Origin of the sequence: Bacillus sp. A1 (assembly GCF_042296235.1) — a bacterium.
Lineage (GTDB): Bacteria > Bacillota > Bacilli > Bacillales > Bacillaceae > Bacillus > Bacillus velezensis.
On sequence record NZ_CP141181.1, the window covers coordinates 2,960,388 to 2,979,931 of the forward strand.

The 19,544-nt window shown below is 46.0% G+C and carries 19 protein-coding genes and 1 riboswitch; of the genes, 5 read left to right on the forward strand and 14 right to left on the reverse strand.

What is annotated here, in order from left to right:
* Positions 1-16: 16 nt before the first annotated feature.
* From U2H13_RS14455 to U2H13_RS14490, 8 genes are all read right to left on the reverse strand, one after another.
* Positions 17-1,327, reverse strand: coding sequence for an ABC transporter permease (locus U2H13_RS14455; RefSeq protein WP_179156111.1), 1,311 nt, complete (start codon positions 1,325-1,327; stop codon positions 17-19).
* On the reverse strand, positions 1,317-2,012 hold the full coding sequence (locus tag U2H13_RS14460) for an ABC transporter ATP-binding protein (RefSeq protein ID WP_007408816.1): 696 nt from the start codon (positions 2,010-2,012) through the stop codon (positions 1,317-1,319). The genes U2H13_RS14455 and U2H13_RS14460 overlap by 11 nt, the downstream gene beginning before the upstream one ends.
* A 15-nt stretch (positions 2,013-2,027) precedes the next feature.
* Positions 2,028-3,008: a hypothetical protein gene (locus U2H13_RS14465; protein WP_014418688.1), complete on the reverse strand. Its 981-nt coding sequence runs from the start codon at positions 3,006-3,008 to the stop codon at positions 2,028-2,030.
* A gap of 36 nt (positions 3,009-3,044) precedes the next feature.
* On the reverse strand, positions 3,045-4,031 hold the full coding sequence (locus U2H13_RS14470) for an ABC transporter permease (protein WP_021494491.1): 987 nt from the start codon (positions 4,029-4,031) through the stop codon (positions 3,045-3,047).
* 15 nt (positions 4,032-4,046) lie between these two features.
* Complete coding sequence (locus U2H13_RS14475; RefSeq protein ID WP_072176865.1) at positions 4,047-5,033, reverse strand: ABC transporter permease subunit; 987 nt, start codon at positions 5,031-5,033, stop codon at positions 4,047-4,049.
* Positions 5,027-5,905 (reverse strand): ABC transporter ATP-binding protein, encoded by an 879-nt coding sequence (locus tag U2H13_RS14480; RefSeq protein ID WP_003152276.1) that lies wholly within the window; start codon positions 5,903-5,905, stop codon positions 5,027-5,029. Before U2H13_RS14480 ends, U2H13_RS14475 begins: the two co-directional genes overlap by 7 nt.
* On the reverse strand, positions 5,898-6,290 hold the full coding sequence (gene ytrA, locus U2H13_RS14485) for a GntR family transcriptional regulator YtrA (RefSeq protein WP_014418691.1): 393 nt from the start codon (positions 6,288-6,290) through the stop codon (positions 5,898-5,900). The genes U2H13_RS14480 and ytrA overlap by 8 nt, the downstream gene beginning before the upstream one ends.
* A 347-nt stretch (positions 6,291-6,637) precedes the next feature.
* Positions 6,638-6,910, reverse strand: a complete 273-nt coding sequence (locus tag U2H13_RS14490; RefSeq protein ID WP_003152272.1) for a YtzC family protein — start codon at positions 6,908-6,910, stop codon at positions 6,638-6,640.
* Positions 6,911-7,147: 237 nt separating this feature from the next.
* Here U2H13_RS14490 and U2H13_RS14495 point away from each other — a divergent pair, with 237 nt between their 5' ends.
* The 3 genes from U2H13_RS14495 to U2H13_RS14505 all read left to right on the forward strand — a co-directional run bounded on the left by U2H13_RS14495 (position 7,148) and on the right by U2H13_RS14505 (position 9,010).
* Complete coding sequence (locus U2H13_RS14495) at positions 7,148-8,116, forward strand: TIGR01212 family radical SAM protein (protein WP_007408822.1); 969 nt, start codon at positions 7,148-7,150, stop codon at positions 8,114-8,116.
* Complete coding sequence (locus U2H13_RS14500) at positions 8,113-8,694, forward strand: class I SAM-dependent methyltransferase (protein WP_121984742.1); 582 nt, start codon at positions 8,113-8,115, stop codon at positions 8,692-8,694. The genes U2H13_RS14495 and U2H13_RS14500 overlap by 4 nt, the downstream gene beginning before the upstream one ends.
* A 121-nt stretch (positions 8,695-8,815) precedes the next feature.
* Positions 8,816-9,010 carry a hypothetical protein gene (locus U2H13_RS14505; RefSeq protein WP_003152265.1) on the forward strand — a complete coding sequence of 65 codons (195 nt, stop codon included), beginning with the start codon at positions 8,816-8,818 and terminating at the stop codon, positions 9,008-9,010.
* Positions 9,011-9,027: 17 nt separating this feature from the next.
* Here U2H13_RS14505 and U2H13_RS14510 read toward each other — a convergent pair whose 3' ends face one another.
* From U2H13_RS14510 to U2H13_RS14520, 3 genes are all read right to left on the reverse strand, one after another.
* The gene (locus U2H13_RS14510; protein ID WP_280156917.1) at positions 9,028-9,837 is read right to left on the reverse strand and encodes a glycerophosphodiester phosphodiesterase family protein; all 810 of its coding nucleotides are present in this window, start codon (positions 9,835-9,837) and stop codon (positions 9,028-9,030) included.
* 110 nt (positions 9,838-9,947) lie between these two features.
* A complete protein-coding gene (locus tag U2H13_RS14515) occupies positions 9,948-11,027 on the reverse strand; it encodes a tetraprenyl-beta-curcumene synthase family protein (RefSeq protein WP_121984744.1) in 1,080 nt (359 codons plus the stop codon).
* A gap of 20 nt (positions 11,028-11,047) precedes the next feature.
* Positions 11,048-11,827: an alpha/beta hydrolase gene (locus tag U2H13_RS14520; RefSeq protein WP_003152261.1), complete on the reverse strand. Its 780-nt coding sequence runs from the start codon at positions 11,825-11,827 to the stop codon at positions 11,048-11,050.
* A gap of 46 nt (positions 11,828-11,873) precedes the next feature.
* On the opposite strand from U2H13_RS14520, the gene U2H13_RS14525 reads away from it, so the two are divergent.
* Positions 11,874-12,389, forward strand: coding sequence for a gamma carbonic anhydrase family protein (locus tag U2H13_RS14525; RefSeq protein WP_026092272.1), 516 nt, complete (start codon positions 11,874-11,876; stop codon positions 12,387-12,389).
* A gap of 178 nt (positions 12,390-12,567) precedes the next feature.
* Here U2H13_RS14525 and alaP read toward each other — a convergent pair whose 3' ends face one another.
* From alaP to metK, 3 genes are all read right to left on the reverse strand, one after another.
* Entirely contained in the window at positions 12,568-13,971 is a 1,404-nt protein-coding gene (gene alaP / locus U2H13_RS14530) for an alanine permease AlaP (protein ID WP_017418420.1), read from the reverse strand.
* 204 nt (positions 13,972-14,175) lie between these two features.
* The gene (gene asnB / locus U2H13_RS14535; protein WP_003152255.1) at positions 14,176-16,074 is read right to left on the reverse strand and encodes an asparagine synthase (glutamine-hydrolyzing); all 1,899 of its coding nucleotides are present in this window, start codon (positions 16,072-16,074) and stop codon (positions 14,176-14,178) included.
* Between the two features lie 142 nt (positions 16,075-16,216).
* On the reverse strand, positions 16,217-17,419 hold the full coding sequence (gene metK, locus U2H13_RS14540) for a methionine adenosyltransferase (protein WP_003152253.1): 1,203 nt from the start codon (positions 17,417-17,419) through the stop codon (positions 16,217-16,219).
* A gap of 169 nt (positions 17,420-17,588) precedes the next feature.
* A riboswitch (SAM riboswitch) is annotated at positions 17,589-17,728 on the reverse strand.
* Between the two features lie 197 nt (positions 17,729-17,925).
* Here metK and pckA point away from each other — a divergent pair.
* Positions 17,926-19,509 (forward strand): phosphoenolpyruvate carboxykinase (ATP), encoded by a 1,584-nt coding sequence (gene pckA / locus U2H13_RS14545; protein ID WP_007613256.1) that lies wholly within the window; start codon positions 17,926-17,928, stop codon positions 19,507-19,509.
* Positions 19,510-19,544: the final 35 nt, after the last annotated feature.

Consider the following 19,544-nt stretch of genomic DNA (forward strand, 5'->3'; position numbering starts at 1 on the left):
AGCCGGCTTTTTTCCTTTACAGTTCTCTTCTTAATGCAGTCAGAACATTGGTTTTTGTCGCTTTGCGGGCCGGATTCATACCGGAAATCACCGCGACCCCCGCACAAATGACAACTGCGATCACAACGAGGCTGAGCGGGATATAGGAGAAGGTATAATGAAGATCTTCAGCTCCGGTGTTTCCCCCTACCGCTTTCAAGATAACCGGCACAGCCAGATTGACGGCAAAACTCACTCCGTAAGAAATGATAATCCCGATGACAGAACCTAATATCCCGATATAGGCGCTTTCCATCAGGAACATTCTGCGGATGATGGACGGGCTTGCGCCGATCGCTTTCATAATCCCGATTTCCTGCGTTCTTTCCGTAACCGCCATTGTCATCGTATTGAAAATACCGATGGCAGAAATCACGACGGCGATAAAGCCGACAAAGATCAGGCCGATTTTAAAGACGAGGAAAAAGGTATTGACGCCCTTCAGCTCGGTTGTGACAGACCTGACATAGAAGCCGTCATCCGTGAGGTCATGGGTAATCTGATCGACATGATCGAATTTGTCCGCATACACATTGATGTTTTTTTCCACATTTCCATTCTTCAGATCCAAGAATGTTGAGAAGTCCTTCTTGAATTGATCACTCACAAAAATATTTGTATCTTCTATCCAATCTTGGGACGGTTTTTTTGTAATTCCGACTACTTTGAAGTCGTACGTTTTCGTTTTCTCAACGTCTCCGTCTTTGTTTGTTTTGGAGATGCTCAGCTGTATCGTTTTATTAAGCAGGTCTTTCGTATAGCCTTTTGGTTTTTTCACCTCCGACATGTCGCCTTGGTGATCCTTTAACTCTTTGTCGTAAGCGTCAGCCTCTTTTTTCGTCAATAGGTTCTTCGCAAAATCATAGCCGACCACGATTTCATTCTCTGTACGGGCGACCCTTCCCTGATCAAGCTCCATATTGGCTTTGACTTCATCGTTCATGTTTGTCAGCACAATGGCAGAATCTTCATTTGTTCGGTTTCCTAACGACGCTTTATTCGGTTCATACACTTGTGTTCTTTCAACGACAGACTTGACATTCTTATACTTTTCCAAGTCTGATTTCTTCACGGCTTTTCCGTTCTCTTGGCCGAGCACATTGATTTCCGTAACAATCTGCTGGCTCATCGTAATGTCTGTAATCGTTTTTTGGATGCCGAATCCGACGGACGCCAGCACGACCAAAAACGCGCACGCCATTGTCGTTGCCAGCACCGTCATGAAAACACGCAGCCGGTTTTTCTTCATATTTCTTCTGATAAAGTGAATCTGATCCTTAAATCTCAACAGTAACGCCCCCTTTTAATACACCGTCATGCAGCTGGAATTTTGAATGCGCGATCGAAGCGACTTCATCGTCATGCGTAATGATGACAAATGTAATCCCGCGCTCCCGGTTCAGCTGCTGAATTAACGCAAGCACCTCAAGCTCCGTTTCTGAATCGAGACTTCCCGTCGGCTCATCAGCTAAAATAATCGACGGATTTAAAATCAGGGCTCTTGCGATACTGACACGCTGCTGCTGGCCGCCTGACAGCTCATTCGGATAATGATTCGCATGATTCTCAAGTCCGACCCGTTTCAGCATGTCCGCGACTTTCTGCTTGCGTTCAGACGGTTTGACGCCTTTTAAGGCAAGCGGCATTTCAACATTTTCATAGGTTGTCAGACTCGGAATGAGCTGAAAACTTTGAAAAATAAAACCGAAATGCCCGAGGCGGAACTGCGCCCACTCTTTTTCACTGAAGCCCGTCACATCAGTGCCATTAATGACGATACGGCCCTTCGTCGGCGCTATGTATCCGGAAATTAAATTCAGAAGCGTTGATTTTCCGGAACCGCTCCGCCCGACGATACAGGCGATTTCCCCTTTTTCAACGGTCAAAGAAACATCCTTCAATACCGGAACCTCACTCTCTCTGCCTTTCCTGCCGATTTTAAATGAATGATCAATATGCTGTACTTCTATCATGTACACCACTCCCCCTTATATCTGTTTCGTTTTTTTATAGATGAAGTAATAACTGATGAAAAACCCGATCACCGCGCCGATAAGCATGCCGAATATGTAACCGGTATACGAACCGTTATAAGCATATCCGCATACCCCCGCACTTCCCAGCATACTGAGCACCATGACGAGCACTTGAATGGTGCGTTCAATGTGTTTGCTTAGGATAAAATGTCCGCTTCGTTCACTCGGCATTTTCAGGAAATTCGCATAGCCGAATAGATAGAAACAAAATCCCATAATTGCGGAAATTAACAATGCGTGTTTCATGTAATACATCCATGAGGTATGGATGTAAGCGGCAGGCATGAAATAGATCAGAAATCCGCTCCAAGGGAAATCAATATCCGGCACAGCCTGCCTGCCAAAAAGGAACTCAGCGTTTAACAAGTAAATCGTCATAACCACGATCGGAAAGACGGAAACCGTGAACGCCGTGATCAGCTGCGCCGCTAAATTGCCCGTTATCGTGCCGGCAGCTGTCACTAATGCATAAATCATCAAGCTGATGACCAGCATCCCTGAGCTGAATGATTGAAAATGATGGACAGCGTCAGGTTTAAGCGCTAGAAACAATAGGTCAGATACTCCGTAAGAAACAAACTGCGAGCCGGCTAACACGGCTGCTCCCAAGAAAAACTTCGTATGAAATATCCGGCTTCTCGAATACGGAAGACTCAGTGTAAACATCCTTTCAGCCCTGCCTCCTCTTATCAGAAAAAGCCCCATCATAACCGGAGGAATGAAATGCAGCCCAATCAAATTCCGATTGCTGTAATCAATGCTGAACGTACAAACTGAACCTGAATATTGATGAAGTGTTTTTAAACAATCCTTATAGTGAAAATACTCATTTATAATTGCCAAAGGGCCTAAAATAGCTAAGAACCCCGATGTAAGAAGCAGCAGCGTCTGCCGCTGCTTCCATTCTTTATAAAGCAAACCGCTAATCGGCACCTTGCCTTCCTCCAAACTGCTCATTTTCAAACAGATCTACATATGCTTTGACTTCCTGTAAACCGTAAAATAACTGATGAAAAACCCGATAATCGCGCCGAAGATAATGCCGGCTAAATAGCCGAACATCGTGTCTGTGACCCCATATCCGAAAACGCCGAAACCCATAACGGCAAAGGCAATCACCAAGATCTGCACCGGCCGGTCCAATTTTCTCCAAAGAAAGAATCTGCCGTTCCGTTCATTCGGATGTTTCAGAAAGCTGACGTAACCGATCAGATAAAAGACAAGGCTCATCACAATCGGAATGATTAAAATCAAATCCCTTTCTCTGATCCAGTCGTTAAACACATATCCAATAGGGGTTACAAATATAAAAAGACGGGATTCGATATAACTGCTGATAAAAGAAAATTGATCTCCGACACTAAAATCGAATACGACCTCCAAATTCGCGGCCGGCAGACCGATGAGTAAAAAGGGCAGAACTGTGACGGTAAACGCCGTTAACAGCTGGGCGAATATCTGTCCCGTTAATGCGCCGGATGCCATTAACAAGGCGTAAGCCATAAAACTGATGACAATCATTCCGATTGAAAAATGATCAAAATCGTACGTATGGCTCGGTTTCAGCAAAGATATCAGCAATGACGCCGTTCCATAGCCTATCGCCTGAGGAACAACAATGACTGCCCCGCCGAGCCAGAATTTCGTCTGAAAGATTTGGCCTCTGCTGTAAGGCATGCTTAACAAGGCATCCATCGTTCCCTTTGTCCGTTCCAAGCCTAATAAGAAGACGGCAATGATGACACTCACAATCCAGCTGAAGGAAAGAGGCGACCCATTCGTATAATTGACAACGAATTCACAATCTTGAAGAGCTGGGTTATTCAAACATTCTTGATATGTTGAGTAGTTGTTATAAACCATAAAAGGGTTTGCCGCCATTAAAAGAATGCCGCTGCATAAAAACAACCACTGATTTTTTTTCCATTCTGTGTACAACAATCCCCGCGGTATCATTCCGGTCCTCCTCTCTTACACATGCTTCGTTTTTTTATAAATCACAAAATAACTGACCAAAAATCCGATCGCTCCTCCGACCAGCATCCCGGCCACATACCCTGTCATCGTATGTCCCGTCGAGTACCCCGCCAGGCCAAAACCGAGAACGGCGATTATGATCACCACAATCTGAATGGGCCGGTCAAGCTGTCTCCAGAGAAAAAAACGGCCGTTCCGTTCCACCGGCTGCCTGACATAGCAAAAGTACCCGATGGCATAAAATACAATGCTCATCACTGCCGGAATGATTAATATATACTTGCTGGCAGATACCCAATCGGTATCACCGTACGTTATTGGATTCAGATATTGAAAAAAATTGTATACTTTGATATAAGCATCGACTGACGGCATCAGCTCATACATGCCGGCTCCGAAGATGACTTCTACATTGGACAATGGCAACGTAATGATCAAGTATGGTGATATCGACACAGTAAACGCCGTTAACAGCTGGGCGAATGTATTGCCCGTTAAGCAGCCTGCGCTCGCAACCAATGTAAAAGCCAAAACACTCACAATAATCTCTCCGACGCTGTAATGGTGAAAGAAATATACGCGCTCAGGCTTTAACAGAAGAATGAGCAGCTCAGCCAGCCCGTAGCCGATCACCTGAGCGCCGGTAATGAGCGCCGCCCCGAGCCAAAATTTAGTGTGAAACACCTGAGCGCGGGAATAAGGCAGACTGAACAGCGCATCAATCGTTCCTTTCGTACGCTCCAGTCCGAATAAGCAAACCGCCAAAATGACAGCGGGCGCCCAGTTTAAGTTCAGCATTCCGCTCTCCAGAGAATTCACATAAAAGTTACAATATGCTTCCGGGGTGTCCAGACAGCCTTGATAGACCAGATAGGTATTTAACACTTCAAATGGATTGACCGCCGCTAAAAAAATACCGACCATCACAAGAACAGTTCGATTCTGCACCCATTCCCTGTACAGCAATCCCCTGTCTACCATCTCCGGTTCCCTCCGAACTTCGCGATGAAGACTTCTTCTAAGTTCACAGGAAGTTCGTTCCATACTTTCGGCTGCAGCTCTTGCAGAAAGTTCTTTTTCTTTTCATCGTTCTTTTGAATCAGCACCGTATAAAACACACCGGCATGGTCGAGAATCGGTATGTTTTGTTCTCTGATCTTCAAGGCGACGTCCTCTTCAAATGCCATTTGAATTTTCATGTACTCTTCCTTCATATCATCCAAGTCCATCACATTCGTCAGCTGATTTCCTTCCAAAAACCCGATCCGGTTGCACATTCGCTCAATATCTTCTAAACGGTGTGAGGTAATCAGAATGCTCGTTTCCCGTTCAGCCACTTCATCCACCATAAGCTGAAGCACGTCATGACGCGTTACGGCGTCAATTCCGTCCGTCGGTTCATCCAAAAGGATAAGAGCCGGACGTGAAGCAAAGGCAAGGACGAGCGCAAGCTGTTTTTTCAGGCCTGTCGATAATTCACGGTATTTCTTCGTTTCCGGAATGCCGTACCTGTTCATCAGCTCATTGGCGTAAGTCACATCAAAATTCGGATAGATTCTGCTTACAATCGCAACAAGCTGTTTATATGTATACTTGTCATAAAAAGGATTTTCAACAGGCATATAAATGATGTTCTGTTTTACTTTCGGATGTCGCTTTATTTCCACCTGATTAAATAAAACCGTCCCTTGATCCGGCAGCAGAATCTGCTGAATGAGCCGGAGCAGTGTTGTTTTCCCTGATCCGTTTCGCCCGAGCAGTCCGAAAATTTCCCCTTTTCCGATGGTGAGCGAAATATCCTTGAGCACTTCTTTACCGTCTATTGTTTTTGAGAGATTCCGCAATTCAATCATGATCCTTGCCTCCTTTCAGATCAGCGCTGATTTCCTTTATCCATTCCTGCAGCTTCTCCAGCTCAACTCCCGCGTAATGGGCATCGATGATGAGCTGTTTCAATTGCTCTTTTATCATCGTCATCTTCCCTTCAACCAATGTCGTTTTTGCATTCTCCGATATATACGTCCCTCTTCCCCTCAGCGTTTCAATGACACCATCGCGTTCGAGCTCCTTGTACGCTTTGCTGACTGTGTTCGGATTGGCGATAATGATCGTTGCCAATTCCCTGACAGAAGGAAGTTTATCCCCCGGCTTCATGATCCCTTTTAAACAAAGCTCTTTCAGTTGCTGTATGATCTGCTCATAAATCGGAGTTGAGCTTCTCGGATCGATTTGAATCATTTACTTCCCTTCTTTCTTTTACGAGCTGCTCTCTTTCTTTAAATGTTCTGCCATTGAAATCCGATGACGACAAGAACGGCAAACAGACTGCTGGCCAAAACCGAGGCGGCGATAATAAGAGGCACATCTTGTTTTACGGATCTTTTGTTTTTCATGAAAGTTCCCCTTCCCTATGCTTAACATTTATATGTCGATTTCATTTTTCGAGTGTTTTATGTGTATTACATCAAGTAGTACACGTAATACAATAAACACACTCCGCCCTATTGTCAATTCTTTTTTTAAAAAAATACAAAAAAACCCGCCGGGATTCCGGCAGGTTGGCTGAACCATTTGAAACGGAGCGGTCAGTAATCAAAATTACGCTGCAAAATCATATTGTTTTGCAAGGTCTGCAGCTGCAATCTCATTCGGTAAAGCTGCTCTCTTTGCTGATCATTCGCAGATAATGACAGCTTGTTTAATTCATTCACCGCGTTTTCAAGCATCATTTGCGCTTCACTGTACTCATTATCATTATAATGCTCTTGTTTCGAAGCGGTCATAAATTGTTCATTCGCAAATTCATACGCCTGTTCGCTTCTTTGGAGATGTTCATCTACTGATTGTCTTGTTGCCAACGAAACCCCTCCTCAGTGAATGGGAAATCAAACTTAGTTTGAGCGGACCAAAAATAATAACACCCGAAGGTTGAAGGAAAGAGAACCAAATTTTCCGTGTTTAAGCTAAAGGAATGAGAATCCTGCCTGCAGTCATAATAAACAAAAGAAAGCCGCATCCTGTTTTCAGATTGTGAACCCCCATCATTCATGCTACAATTTTAGGATGCATCTGATGTGAGGGAGGCTTTTTGAACATTGAACGAGAATAACCCTTTTCCTTATTCAAATACGGAAAAACGGTACCATACATTAAATTATCATCTGCGGGAGCATTTCGGGCATAAAGTGTTTAAAGTCGCGCTTGACGGCGGTTTTGACTGCCCGAATCGGGACGGCACGGTTGCACACGGAGGCTGCACATTCTGCAGCGCGGCGGGCTCCGGCGATTTTGCCGGCAATCGGGCCGATGACTTACTCACGCAATTTCACGATATCAAAAACCGTATGCACGAAAAGTGGAAAGACGGCAAATATATCGCATATTTCCAAGCGTTCACGAATACGCATGCCCCGGTAGAGGAGCTGCGTGAAAAATTTGAATCCGTCCTCAAGCTTGACGGCGTTGTCGGCATGTCGATCGCGACCCGTCCGGACTGCCTGCCGGACGATGTCGTGGAATATTTGGCCGAACTGAATGAGCGGACCTATTTATGGGTTGAACTCGGGCTGCAGACCGTGCATGAGCGGACCGCCCTTCTGATCAACCGCGCCCATGACTTTGACTGCTATGTTGAGGGTGTCAATAAACTGAGAAAACACGGCATCCGCGTTTGTTCCCATATCATTAACGGGCTTCCGCTTGAAAACAGGGACATGATGATGGAGACGGCCAAAGCCGTCGCTGATTTGGATGTGCAAGGCATTAAAATTCACCTGCTTCACTTATTAAAAGGCACACCGATGGTGAAGCAATATGAAAAAGGAAAGCTGGAGTTCCTTTCTCAAGAAGAATATGTAAGTCTTGTATGTGATCAGCTCGAAATCATTCCCCCGGAAATGATTGTTCACCGCATTACGGGAGACGGGCCGATCGAATTAATGGTCGGACCGATGTGGAGCGTCAATAAGTGGGAAGTACTGGGCGCCATTCAAAAAGAGCTGGAAACACGGGGAAGCTATCAAGGGAAGCTCTTCAGAAAGATCGGGGAGGAGACCGCCCTATGACCTTGATGCACATCCTCCCTTTCAGTAAAGAATTGCTGAAGTCCGCCGCACAGGAAGGTGATATCACGGTTGACGCGACGATGGGCAACGGACATGATACATATTTTCTGGCCGGCCTTGTCGGTGAGACAGGACATGTTCATGCTTTTGATATTCAAGCGGACGCACTCGCTAAAACGAAGGAGCGGCTCGGTGCCGACTTCGGCCCGCGCGTCACGCTTCACCATAAGAGCCATGATCAAATAAAGGCATCGCTGCCTGAAGATGCGCTCGGTCGTGTGGCTTGCGCCGTCTTTAATCTCGGCTATCTGCCCGGCGGCGATAAAAGCATTACGACAAACGGTCACTCAACCATTTCCGCGATCGAACAGCTCCTTGAACTGCTGAAGGAGAACGGGCTGATCGTTCTCGTTGTGTACCACGGGCATCCTGAAGGCAAGACGGAAAAAAGTGCATTACTGGAGTACTGCAGCAATCTTGATCAGGAAAAAGCGCGCGTGCTGAGCTACGGCTTTCTCAACCAGCGAAACGACCCGCCGTTTATTATAGCGATTGAAAAGAAATCTGCCGGCAAATAAAGAATCGGCCTGTCATAAGCGGGCCGACTCTTTTTGTGTTTACTTTTCAAGAAACATCAATTACTATGAAATAATGGAAAAAAGCACATCTTTAAGTGTAACATCTGGGAGGAGCGGCAGTTTGAATATTCTTCGCATCATATTTTCAAGTGTTCCCTATGTGATGTTCGTCATCATTTTATCAAGACATTTAGGATTTGAGTTCGCGAAAACCTATTACTGGTGGTTTGCTGCATTTTTTGTCATCGGGCTGATCGGCAAATTCGCAATGCACCTTGCGGCAAAAAAGAAACCGTTAAAAAAAGAGACAGCGTAAAATGCGCATGTCTCTTTTTATTTACTGTTTTGCAGCACGCCGCGTGTATAAGCGGGATTGTTTGTAAAGATACCATCTGCTTTTTGTTTCAGCATAATAGGCGTCAGCGTATGCTCGTCTTCCTTATCAAAAAACACGTGCACTTTCATCTTATTGTGATGAATGCGCTTCACGACTGCTTCATTTGCCAATTTGGCGTTGAGCCCGACTGTATCAGCATACGTTCTAATGGTTTGCAGCTGCTTATCATTTATCTCCTCAGCCTCGTTATCTTTTAATAATCGGACAAGAGGAACTTTTTTATTCATAGATCGAACTTTCTTTAAGCTCTTCCCGCTAAAAGACTCAATGACTGCTTTATGGCTGGAAATCAGCTTATGTTTTTGTAATATGTCAATCAGTTTCTTTTCCATCACCAGGCTGCCGTTGCTTTCTCTTGTCTCAATATAGTAATTGGCAGTTTGTCCGAATTTCTGTATGATTTCTTCTAATGTTAAAATCTTTTCTCCTTTTCCCGCATTCAGTTTCTTAATCTGAGCCAAAGACAGATCATCTGTCATCCCTTTACCATCTGTTGTCCGATCTACCGTTTTATCGTGAATTGCAATCAGATGGCCGTCCTTTGTCTCCCGTAAGTCTATCTCAATATAATCTGCTTTGTCTTTAATGGCACGCGCATAAGACAAAGCTGTATGTTCCGGCTCAATCGCAGAAGAGCCCCTGTGCGCTATCAAGACAGGATGATAGCCGGCGGAAGCATGGATGACGGAGCAGCCTCCGGAAATGGAAAGTAATGCTATAACCGCTAAATACTTTAATTTTTTCATAAAATTAAAGTATCATATTCTGCAGGCGCAAACAATGTTTCATTTCATACTTCACGTCATAAATAAAAAACTGCGCCGTCATGATTTACACGAGAGGCGCAGTTCACCCATTACGAACTTTTCGTCCAAGCCATCTTCTGAAATTTGCGGTAGGCTCTTCCGTTGATATAAAAGAAAAATGACGTTTTTCCGCTTGCCCTGATCAGCTTTCGCGCGAGGCGGCCCATTTCTTTTTGGCCGGCGACTTTGTCATCGGATAAATAGACGCCGAGCAGCCCCCTGTTGATCAGCCGGTGAAAATTTTCATGCGGAATGCCTTTCAAATGTTCATCCGCTTTTTCAATAAAATGCTGCAGTCTCTGCATCATTTCTTCATGAGACTGATAATACGTACAGAAATTCAGATCGCCTTCAAGCAGATCCTCTTCCTGGTCAATTAAATAATCGAGCAGTATATGCAGCCCTTGTATGTACGGAAAATAACTGCTGCGGATTTTCTCAGCGGTAAGTTCGTTAAAATCAGGCTGGAACGAGTAAGCAACGAGACAGAAAATGCCTAACGTCGATCCGGCGCAGGCCGAGAATTCAAACCACTCCATTTCCGGAAGCTGTGACCGGTACTGCTCAAACCAGCCTTTAAGCCTCGGAACGCGTTCATGCTCAACGACATGCTTATGAACCTGAAGATCGCAATAATAATCACACAGCTCAAGCAAATAAGGTTTAATGATACCGTAATGTTCTATTGACCCGAGCACCCGCTGGCATGTTCTGACCAGCTCATGAAGATAACCGCCGTCATCCCGCTCGTCTCTGTACTGATAGTACGGCCGCACCTCGGCACCGACCGTCAGCGCGTCACGCATGGAAAGATGAAGCATGCGGAAGTCCTCGGGATCAAGCGAGGTGCTGCGGTCGCACAGATTGTCCAGATAATCACTGATTGTCTGATACGCGATGATAAATTGCACGCATTTCTGTTTTTGCTCTCCCGAAAGCAGGGCTAAAATGCCGCCGCCTTCACAATGAAACGATTTATCGCGGATACTTGCAGCCGCCTGCTGCCGCAGCTCGGTATTTTTAATGGAATCTGATTTTTCCCGCCACATGTTCAATTCCTGATGAACGAGCGGAAAAATTTCCCGATACACTTTTGCCATAAGGTTAAAAGGATGTTCCGGTACTGTCAACATATGCACCCCCAGCGAATTCAAATATACTGATCTGTAAAGGCTTTTGCCGCCTTAAACACAGTTTCTCTTTCCGGTTCATTAAAAATTTCATGATAAAGCCCTTCCCATTCCCGGTACGATTTATTATGGGAAGCCACACCGGAAAACCATTTGCGGACCTTCATTTTATCGACGATTTTGTCATCTCCGCCCTGCATAAGCAAAAGCGGCACCTTTAAAAACGCATCAGTCGGCACCATAGCGGCATCAATGGTTTTTAAAAGCTCTCTGTACCATCTTACGGATACCTTCGTGACATATAAAGAATCGTTTTGATCCGCTTCAATCATATCCGCATTCCTCGTTGCCATATCAGGTGATAAGCCGGAATCCACTCTGAGGGACGGAGCGAGGACGTTCAGTCCTTTAGACGCAAAATCAAGGACTTTATTGACTTTTATTTGCAGACCCAGACAAGGTGATGATAAAATGAGTGCCGTAATGCGGGGATTTCTCTGCTGCTTAAACCATTCTATCGCAATCAGTCCGCCCATGCTGTGGCCCAAAAGGAAAACGGGCGCTTCAAGCGTTCTCGCTTTATCAATCCATATATCTACTTCATCAATGTATTCTTGGAAAGAGCGAATATGCCCTCTGGCGCGGGTCGACGTTCCCTGACCGGGCAAATCGCCCATCACCACGTTATATCCGGAAGATCTCCACATTTCAACGAGCCATTTATAACGCCCGTGGTATTCGCTCGCCCCGTGGATAATGACAATGGTACCGACGGGCCTGTCTGCTTTCCAAGTCCACATGCAGTTCACCTCTTACATAAATTTAGAGAAAGAAGGATGAGACATGATAATCTACCCTTATAAACAATTTACGCCTGACATACATCCTGAAGCGTTCATTGCGGATAACGCCGTCATTACGGGCGACGTCGTGATCGGAGAACAATCAAGCATCTGGTTCTCGGCCGTCATCCGGGGGGATGTTGCGCCGACAAGGATCGGAAAAAGAGTCAGCATACAGGACTTGAGCTGTCTGCATCAAAGTCCGAACCGCCCGCTTCTTATTGAAGATGACGTCACGATCGGCCATCAGGTTACACTGCACAGCGCAATCATCAAAAAGAATGCTTTAATCGGTATGGGCTCCGTCATTCTTGACGGGGCGGAAATCGGAGAAGGCGCGTTTATCGGCGCCGGAAGTCTCGTTCCTCCGGGCAAAACCATTCCTCCCGGCTGTCTTGCGTTCGGCCGGCCCGCAAAGGTTATCCGCCGGCTGACAGAAGAAGACATACAGGACATGGAAAGAATCAGAACGGAATATGTTGAAAAAGGCCGATATTATAAAACACTGCAAAAGAAATAAAAATAGATCAGCTTTGTTTTTACTACTGTACCATTTTTCAAAATATTATTTAAGTAAAAACCATTTGCATTCTCCCGATTGTCAGGAAACAGAAGCAAAATGTTCAGGAATTTGTTTTATTCTTCCCCCGCCGGCCCGATCCTATGAAAAAAAAGAGCCCATGTTCCGGGCTCTTTTTTTACGCTTTTTCGGCGAATGTCTGTCCGTTTTCCAGACCTATGTCTTTTCTTTTATGGAAACCTTTCCCGTAGTAGGCGGCTAATAATATGCCGAACCAGACAGGACCGATGATGACGGCCACCCTGGTCTCTGCATCAAAAGCCATCAGCACAACGACAAAAGCCAGAAATGCCAGCGAGATATATGAGGAAAAGGGGTATAAAGGCATTTTATATTTCAGTTTTTTCCGTTGTTCCGGCTGTAAGCTTTTACGATATTTCATTTGAGAAAGCAAAATAATCGACCATGTCCAAATCGCCCCGAACGTCGCAATGCTCGTCACCCACGTAAACACTTTCGCCGGCACCACGTAGTTCAACAAAACGCCGATGCACAACGCGCCCGCTGAAACCAATACCGCTTTTCCCGGCACACCGCCTTTTGTGACCGTACCGTATGCTTTAGGCGCTTCATTTTGTTCCGCCAGATTGAACAGCATGCGCCCCGTACTGAAGATCCCGCTGTTGCAGGAAGAAAGAGCCGCCGTCAATACGACAAAATTAATGATTCCGGCTGCAGCGGGTATTCCGATTTTTTCAAATGTCAAAACAAACGGGCTTCCGCCTGAACCGATTTCCTGCCACGGATAAATTGACATAATGACAAACAAAGCTCCGACGTAAAAAATGAGAATGCGCCAAAAAACAGTATCTATGGCCCGCGCCAGTGATTTTTCCGGATTTTTGACCTCACCGGCTGTGACACCGATCAGCTCAATCCCGAGATAGGCAAACATGACCATTTGAAGCGACAGCAGCACCCCTTTAATCCCATTCGGGAAAAAGCCGCCGTGGCTCCATAAATTGCTGATTCCGAGCGCAACGCCTCCGTTTCCGAGACCGAATACGATCATCACCAGACCGATCGCGATCATTGACAGAATCGCCAAGACTTTAATGAGCGCAAACCAGAATTCAAGCTCACCGTACGCTTTGACCGCCAGAAAGTTGACAGCCGTCATAATGACGAGTGCACAAAGCGCCCAGATCCATGACGGCACGTCAGGGAACCAGTAGCCCATATAAATGCCGACCGCGGTGATTTCCGCCATGCAGGTAACAACCCATAAAAACCAATAATTCCAGCCTGTTAAAAACCCGGCAAGCGGACCGAGATAATCTCTGGCATACCGGCTGAATGAGCCGGCTACAGGCTTTTGAATCGCCATTTCCCCTAATGCCCGCATAATAAAAAACATAATCAGTCCGCTGCAGGCGTAAGCGGCTAAAATCCCCGGCCCGGCAAGCTTTATGGCAGAAGCCGACCCGAGAAACAGCCCGACTCCAATCGCGGCGCCCAACGACATAAGCGAGATATGCCGCTCTTCCAAGCCGCGGTGAAGCGTTTTTTCTTTGTTTTGCATAACTCTCCCTCCCCCTGATTTTGACAAAGAAACAACAAACCGAGACGAAATAGCCAGAAAACACTTTCCGGAATCTACCCGATTAGTCCTATTATAACCTTTTTCTGAATATTGCGTAATACTTTGTCGAAAACAGAGCGGAATAGACGGTTTACAAAAAAACAATAGAAAAAAGGCTTTCGATAACATCGAAAGCCTTTTGGATTAAACGAAAATGACTTCTTTCGGCTGATGATTCAGCTCTTCCGGCACCAGTCTTTTTTCAACATTGATGCTGTGCCAGATCATGAAGATCAGCACGGTCCAGATTTTGCGGCTGTTGTCCGCTCTGTCGGCACAATGATCTTCTAGAAGCTGAAGGACATAATCCTTTTCAATATAAGCATCTGTTTCACTTTCACGAATGATGTTGCGAACCCATTCGTTCATTTCATTTTTCAGCCAGTGGCGGATCGGCACAGGGAAGCCGAGTTTTTTGCGGTTAAGCACATGATCAGGCACTACCCCTTCAGCAGCTTTGCGCAGAAGGTATTTCGTCGTGCCGTTTTTCGTTTTCAGTTCATCCGGAATTTTAGAAGCCACGTCAAACACGACTTTATCAAGGAACGGCACGCGCAGTTCCAATGAGTTGGCCATCGTCATTTTGTCAGCCTTTAACAGGATGTCGCCGCGCATCCACGTATGGATGTCAACATACTGCATTTTATTAATGTCGCTGTATGAACGGCTTTCCGTAAAGTACGGCTTCGTGACATCACGGTATGAAAGCTCTGGATTGTAATGTTTGAGCAGCTGTTTTTTCACGGGCTCTTCAAAAATCTTCGCATTACCGATATAACGCTCCTCAAGCGGTGTGCAGCCGCGGACTAAGAGGCTTTTCCCTCTCATTCCTTCAGGCATGACGGACGCCACATGAAGAAGCATTTTTTTCAGACCGGACGGAATGCGTTCAAACGGTTTAAGCGAAAGCGGTTCGCGGTAAATATTGTACCCGCCGAACAGCTCGTCCGCGCCTTCCCCGGATAACGCGACCGTTACATGTTTTTTCGCTTCTTTTGCGACAAAGTACAAAGGAATCGCCGCCGGATCTGCAAGCGGGTCATCAAAGTGCCAGACGATTTTCGGAAGCTCGTTCATATACTCCTCAGGAGAAATGACTTTGCTGATATTTTCAATCCCGAGCGCGGCAGCCGTTTCCTTCGCTACGTCAACCTCACTGAAGCCCTGCTGCTCAAAACCGACGGAAAATGTTTTAAGGCTCGGGTGAAATTCTTTCGCAACTGAGACGATAAAAGAAGAGTCGATACCGCCGGATAGAAACGAACCGACAGGAACGTCACTTCTCATGTGAACTTTGACAGAGTCAAAGATTGCGTCTCTGACTTCTTTCACCAATTTATCTTCATCAGACTGAACAGGCTTAAAGTTCGCTTTAAAATATGTTTTAAACGCGATGTCGCCTTCCGGGCGGATCGTAAACTGGCTGCCCGGCTCGACTTTTTTCACTTCAGCGTCAAGCGTGCTCGGTTCAGGAACGAATTGGAAAGACATATATTGCTGTAAAGAAGCTGTATCAAGATCAATGCCGTTTTGAGCGGCCATTAAACTTTTTCTTTCAGATGCAAAATATACTTTGTCCCCGATGGTTGTGTAATACAGCGGCTTAATGCCGAACGGGTCTCTCGCGCCGTACATAACGCGGTCAGCTTTGTTCCAGATTAAAAACGCAAACATTCCGCGAAGCTTTGAAGCGGCTTCTTCTTTATAATGACGGTATGTCGCAAGGAGCACTTCAGTATCGGAATCTGTATTGAAAGTGTAGCCTTTCGCTTCAAGCTCTTCTCTCAATTCAATGTAGTTATAGATTTCGCCGTTAAAAATGATCCAATATTTTTCGTCTTCATATGATAAAGGCTGTCCGCCGTTTTCTACGTCAATAATACTGAGCCGTCTGAAGCCGAATCCGACGTGCTCGTCATGATAATACCCATCGCTGTCAGGACCGCGGTGAACGATCATTTGGTTCATTTGTTTGATTAGCTCTTCTTGATCTGCGGTTTGAGTTAATGGATGCTTATTAAAAACACCGACAAATCCACACATAGTATAGCCTCCATAAGTGTAATTTTCTAATTGGACCCCCTTTTTATAGACGCTGTGTTACGCCATTGGTTTCACGCTATGTAAAAATAAGCATGGCAGCATCTACAAAAAGGGAAAGCCGCTTAAGTAAGCGGCTATAAAATTATTCTCCTAGTGCTTCTTTGCGAAGCGCATCCGCCTTGTCAGTACGCTCCCAAGGAAGATCCACATCATGACGTCCGAAGTGGCCGTAAGCAGCAGTCTGCTTATAGATCGGGCGGCGCAGATCAAGCATTTTAATAATGCCGGCAGGTCTCAGGTCGAAGTTATTCCGTACGACTTCGATCAGTTTTTCTTCAGAAGCTTTTCCTGTATCAAATGTATTGATGGAAATAGAAACAGGCTGTGCCACGCCGATTGCGTATGCAAGCTGCACTTCACAAGAATCAGCAAGGCCTGCTGCCACGATGTTTTTCGCTACGTATCTCGCAGCGTATGCCGCAGAACGGTCTACCTTCGTCGCATCCTTACCGGAGAATGCGCCGCCGCCGTGGCGTGCATATCCGCCGTATGTGTCAACGATGATTTTACGGCCGGTAAGACCCGCGTCACCTTGAGGTCCGCCGATTACGAAACGTCCCGTAGGGTTGATGAAGTATTTTGTTTCTTCATCGATCAGTTCCTCAGGCACGACAGGATTAATGACATGCTCTTTCAGATTGCGCTGAATCTGCTCAAGCGTAATTTCCGGGTGGTGCTGAGTTGAAATAACGATCGCGTCGATGCGGACCGGCTTGTTGTTTTCATCATATTCAACGGTAACTTGCGTTTTGCCGTCAGGGCGAAGATACGGAAGAATGTCTTCTTTGCGGACTTCGCTCAAACGGCGGGCTAATTTATGCGCCAAAGAGATCGGAAGCGGCATAAGCTCTTTCGTTTCGTTACACGCATAACCGAACATCAGGCCTTGGTCTCCCGCTCCGATTGCTTCGATTTCAGCATCGCTCATTGTGCCTTCACGCGCTTCAAGAGCCTGATCGACACCCATTGCGATATCCGCAGACTGTTCATCAATTGATGTTAAAACAGCGCAAGTCTCCGCATCAAATCCGTATTTGGCGCGTGTGTAGCCGATTTCTTTAATCGTTTCACGGACTGTTTTCGGAATGTCAACGTATGTTGATGTAGTAATCTCTCCGCTTACCAGCACAAGTCCTGTCGTTACAGATGTTTCGCAGGCCACGCGCGCGTTCGGGTCATTTTTTAAAATCTCATCTAAGATACTGTCAGAAATTTGGTCACAGATTTTGTCCGGATGACCCTCAGTAACAGATTCAGATGTAAATAGTCGACGGTTTTTACTCATTCACTTTTCCTCCTGAAAAAAGATCTTTTGCAAGACCTTCTCATATGATACGGAACTCGCTCCCTCTTAATACAATGTCATACTATATCAGAGAATGTTAATTGGCATATTTTATGAAATAAAAAAACCTTTTCCACTCGAGGAAAGGGTTTGGTCTGTGTGCCTTTCACTCTTATCGCTCAAGGAAAATATTAAACCTTGCATCAGGTTAGCACCTTGGTTTCCCACAGTGTTTTCACCTGCTTTTTTACAGAGAAACCGGTTGCTGGGCTTCATCGGGCCTGTCCCTCCGCCAGCTCGGGATAAGAGTATCCGCTCAATGAAATATCTTATCGTAAAAGGGCGGAAAGTGTCAATATGAATTAAAGTGATTACGCGCCTTTATTTCGGGAAGCAATGGAAAAACACAAACAAAAAACCGCAAATAGTATAGACTATTTTCAGATATATGTTATACTAATTCCACATTCAGCGAAATACAAATAAACCGGCAAAGGAAGGTTTTTATGAAATTAGTTGATTTAACCGCAGATCTTCAAGCATTACTTGCAAGTCCGAATGTGCATCATAATTTATCGGCTCCAAAACTTACCGAAAAAGTGATCAGCCGAAATGAAGGAACGCTGACATCAACGGGCGCCGTACGCGCCACCACCGGCGCTTATACAGGCAGGTCACCTAAAGATAAATTTATCGTCCGTGAACAAAGCACAGAAAATCAAATTGATTGGGGCGCGGTGAATCAGCCCATTTCTGAAGAGGCGTTTGAAAAGCTGTACGCCAAAGTCGTCAGCTACTTAAAACAGCGGGATGAACTGTTTGTTTTTGAAGGATTCGCAGGAGCGGATGAAAAATACAGACTCCCGATTACGGTCGTAAATGAATTTGCGTGGCACAATTTATTCGCACGCCAGCTGTTTATCAGACCGGAGACGGATGAAAGAGATCCGCAAGCGCAGCCTTTCACCATTCTCTCGGCTCCGCATTTTAAAGCAGATCCGGAGACGGACGGCACGCATTCGGAAACATTTATCATTGTCTCTTTCGAAAAGCGCGTCATTTTAATCGGCGGCACCGAATACGCCGGAGAAATGAAAAAATCAATATTCTCCATTATGAACTTCCTGCTTCCGCAGCAGGATATACTGCCGATGCACTGCTCAGCCAATGTCGGTGAAAAAGGCGATGTCGCCCTGTTTTTCGGTCTTTCCGGCACAGGGAAAACGACGCTTTCAGCCGATGCGGACCGCAAACTGATCGGCGATGACGAGCACGGCTGGTCAGATTCCGGCGTTTTCAACATTGAAGGCGGATGTTACGCTAAATGTATCAATCTGAGCGAGGAAAAAGAACCGCAGATTTTTCGTGCGATCCGCTTCGGGTCTGTTCTTGAGAATGTCGTGCTTGATGAAAAAACGGGTGAAGCGGATTACGACAATTCCTTCTACACGGAAAACACAAGAGCCGCATATCCGATTGAGATGATCGGCAATATCGTGCAGCCGAGCATTGCCGGCCATCCGCAGGCAATCGTCTTTTTAACGGCGGACGCATTCGGTGTGCTCCCTCCGATCAGCAAACTGACGAAGGAACAGGCGATGTATCACTTCTTAAGCGGGTACACCAGTAAACTTGCGGGAACCGAGCGCGGCGTGACATCTCCGCAAACGACTTTCTCGACGTGCTTCGGTTCACCGTTCCTTCCGCTTCCGGCGCATGTATATGCCGAAATGCTCGGGCATAAAATCGACGAACACGGCGTTCAAGTCTTCCTGGTCAACACAGGCTGGACCGGCGGAGGGTACGGAGTCGGAGAACGGATGAAACTTTCGTATACAAGAGCGATGGTCAAGGCCGCTATTGAAGGCAGGCTGAACCAGACTGACATGACGGCAGACAGCATTTTCGGCCTGCGCAGTCCCGTTCATGTTCCGGGCGTTCCGGATGAAGTTCTTCAGCCTGAAAACACATGGAGCGATAAACAAGCATACAACGAAAAAGCGCTGTTTTTAGCCAATGAGTTTAAAGAAAACTTTAAAAAGTTTTCCCATGCAGACTCGATTGCCAAAGCCGGCGGACCTCTCGTGTAATCAAAAAAGCCAAGGGCGTTTATGCCCTCGGCTTT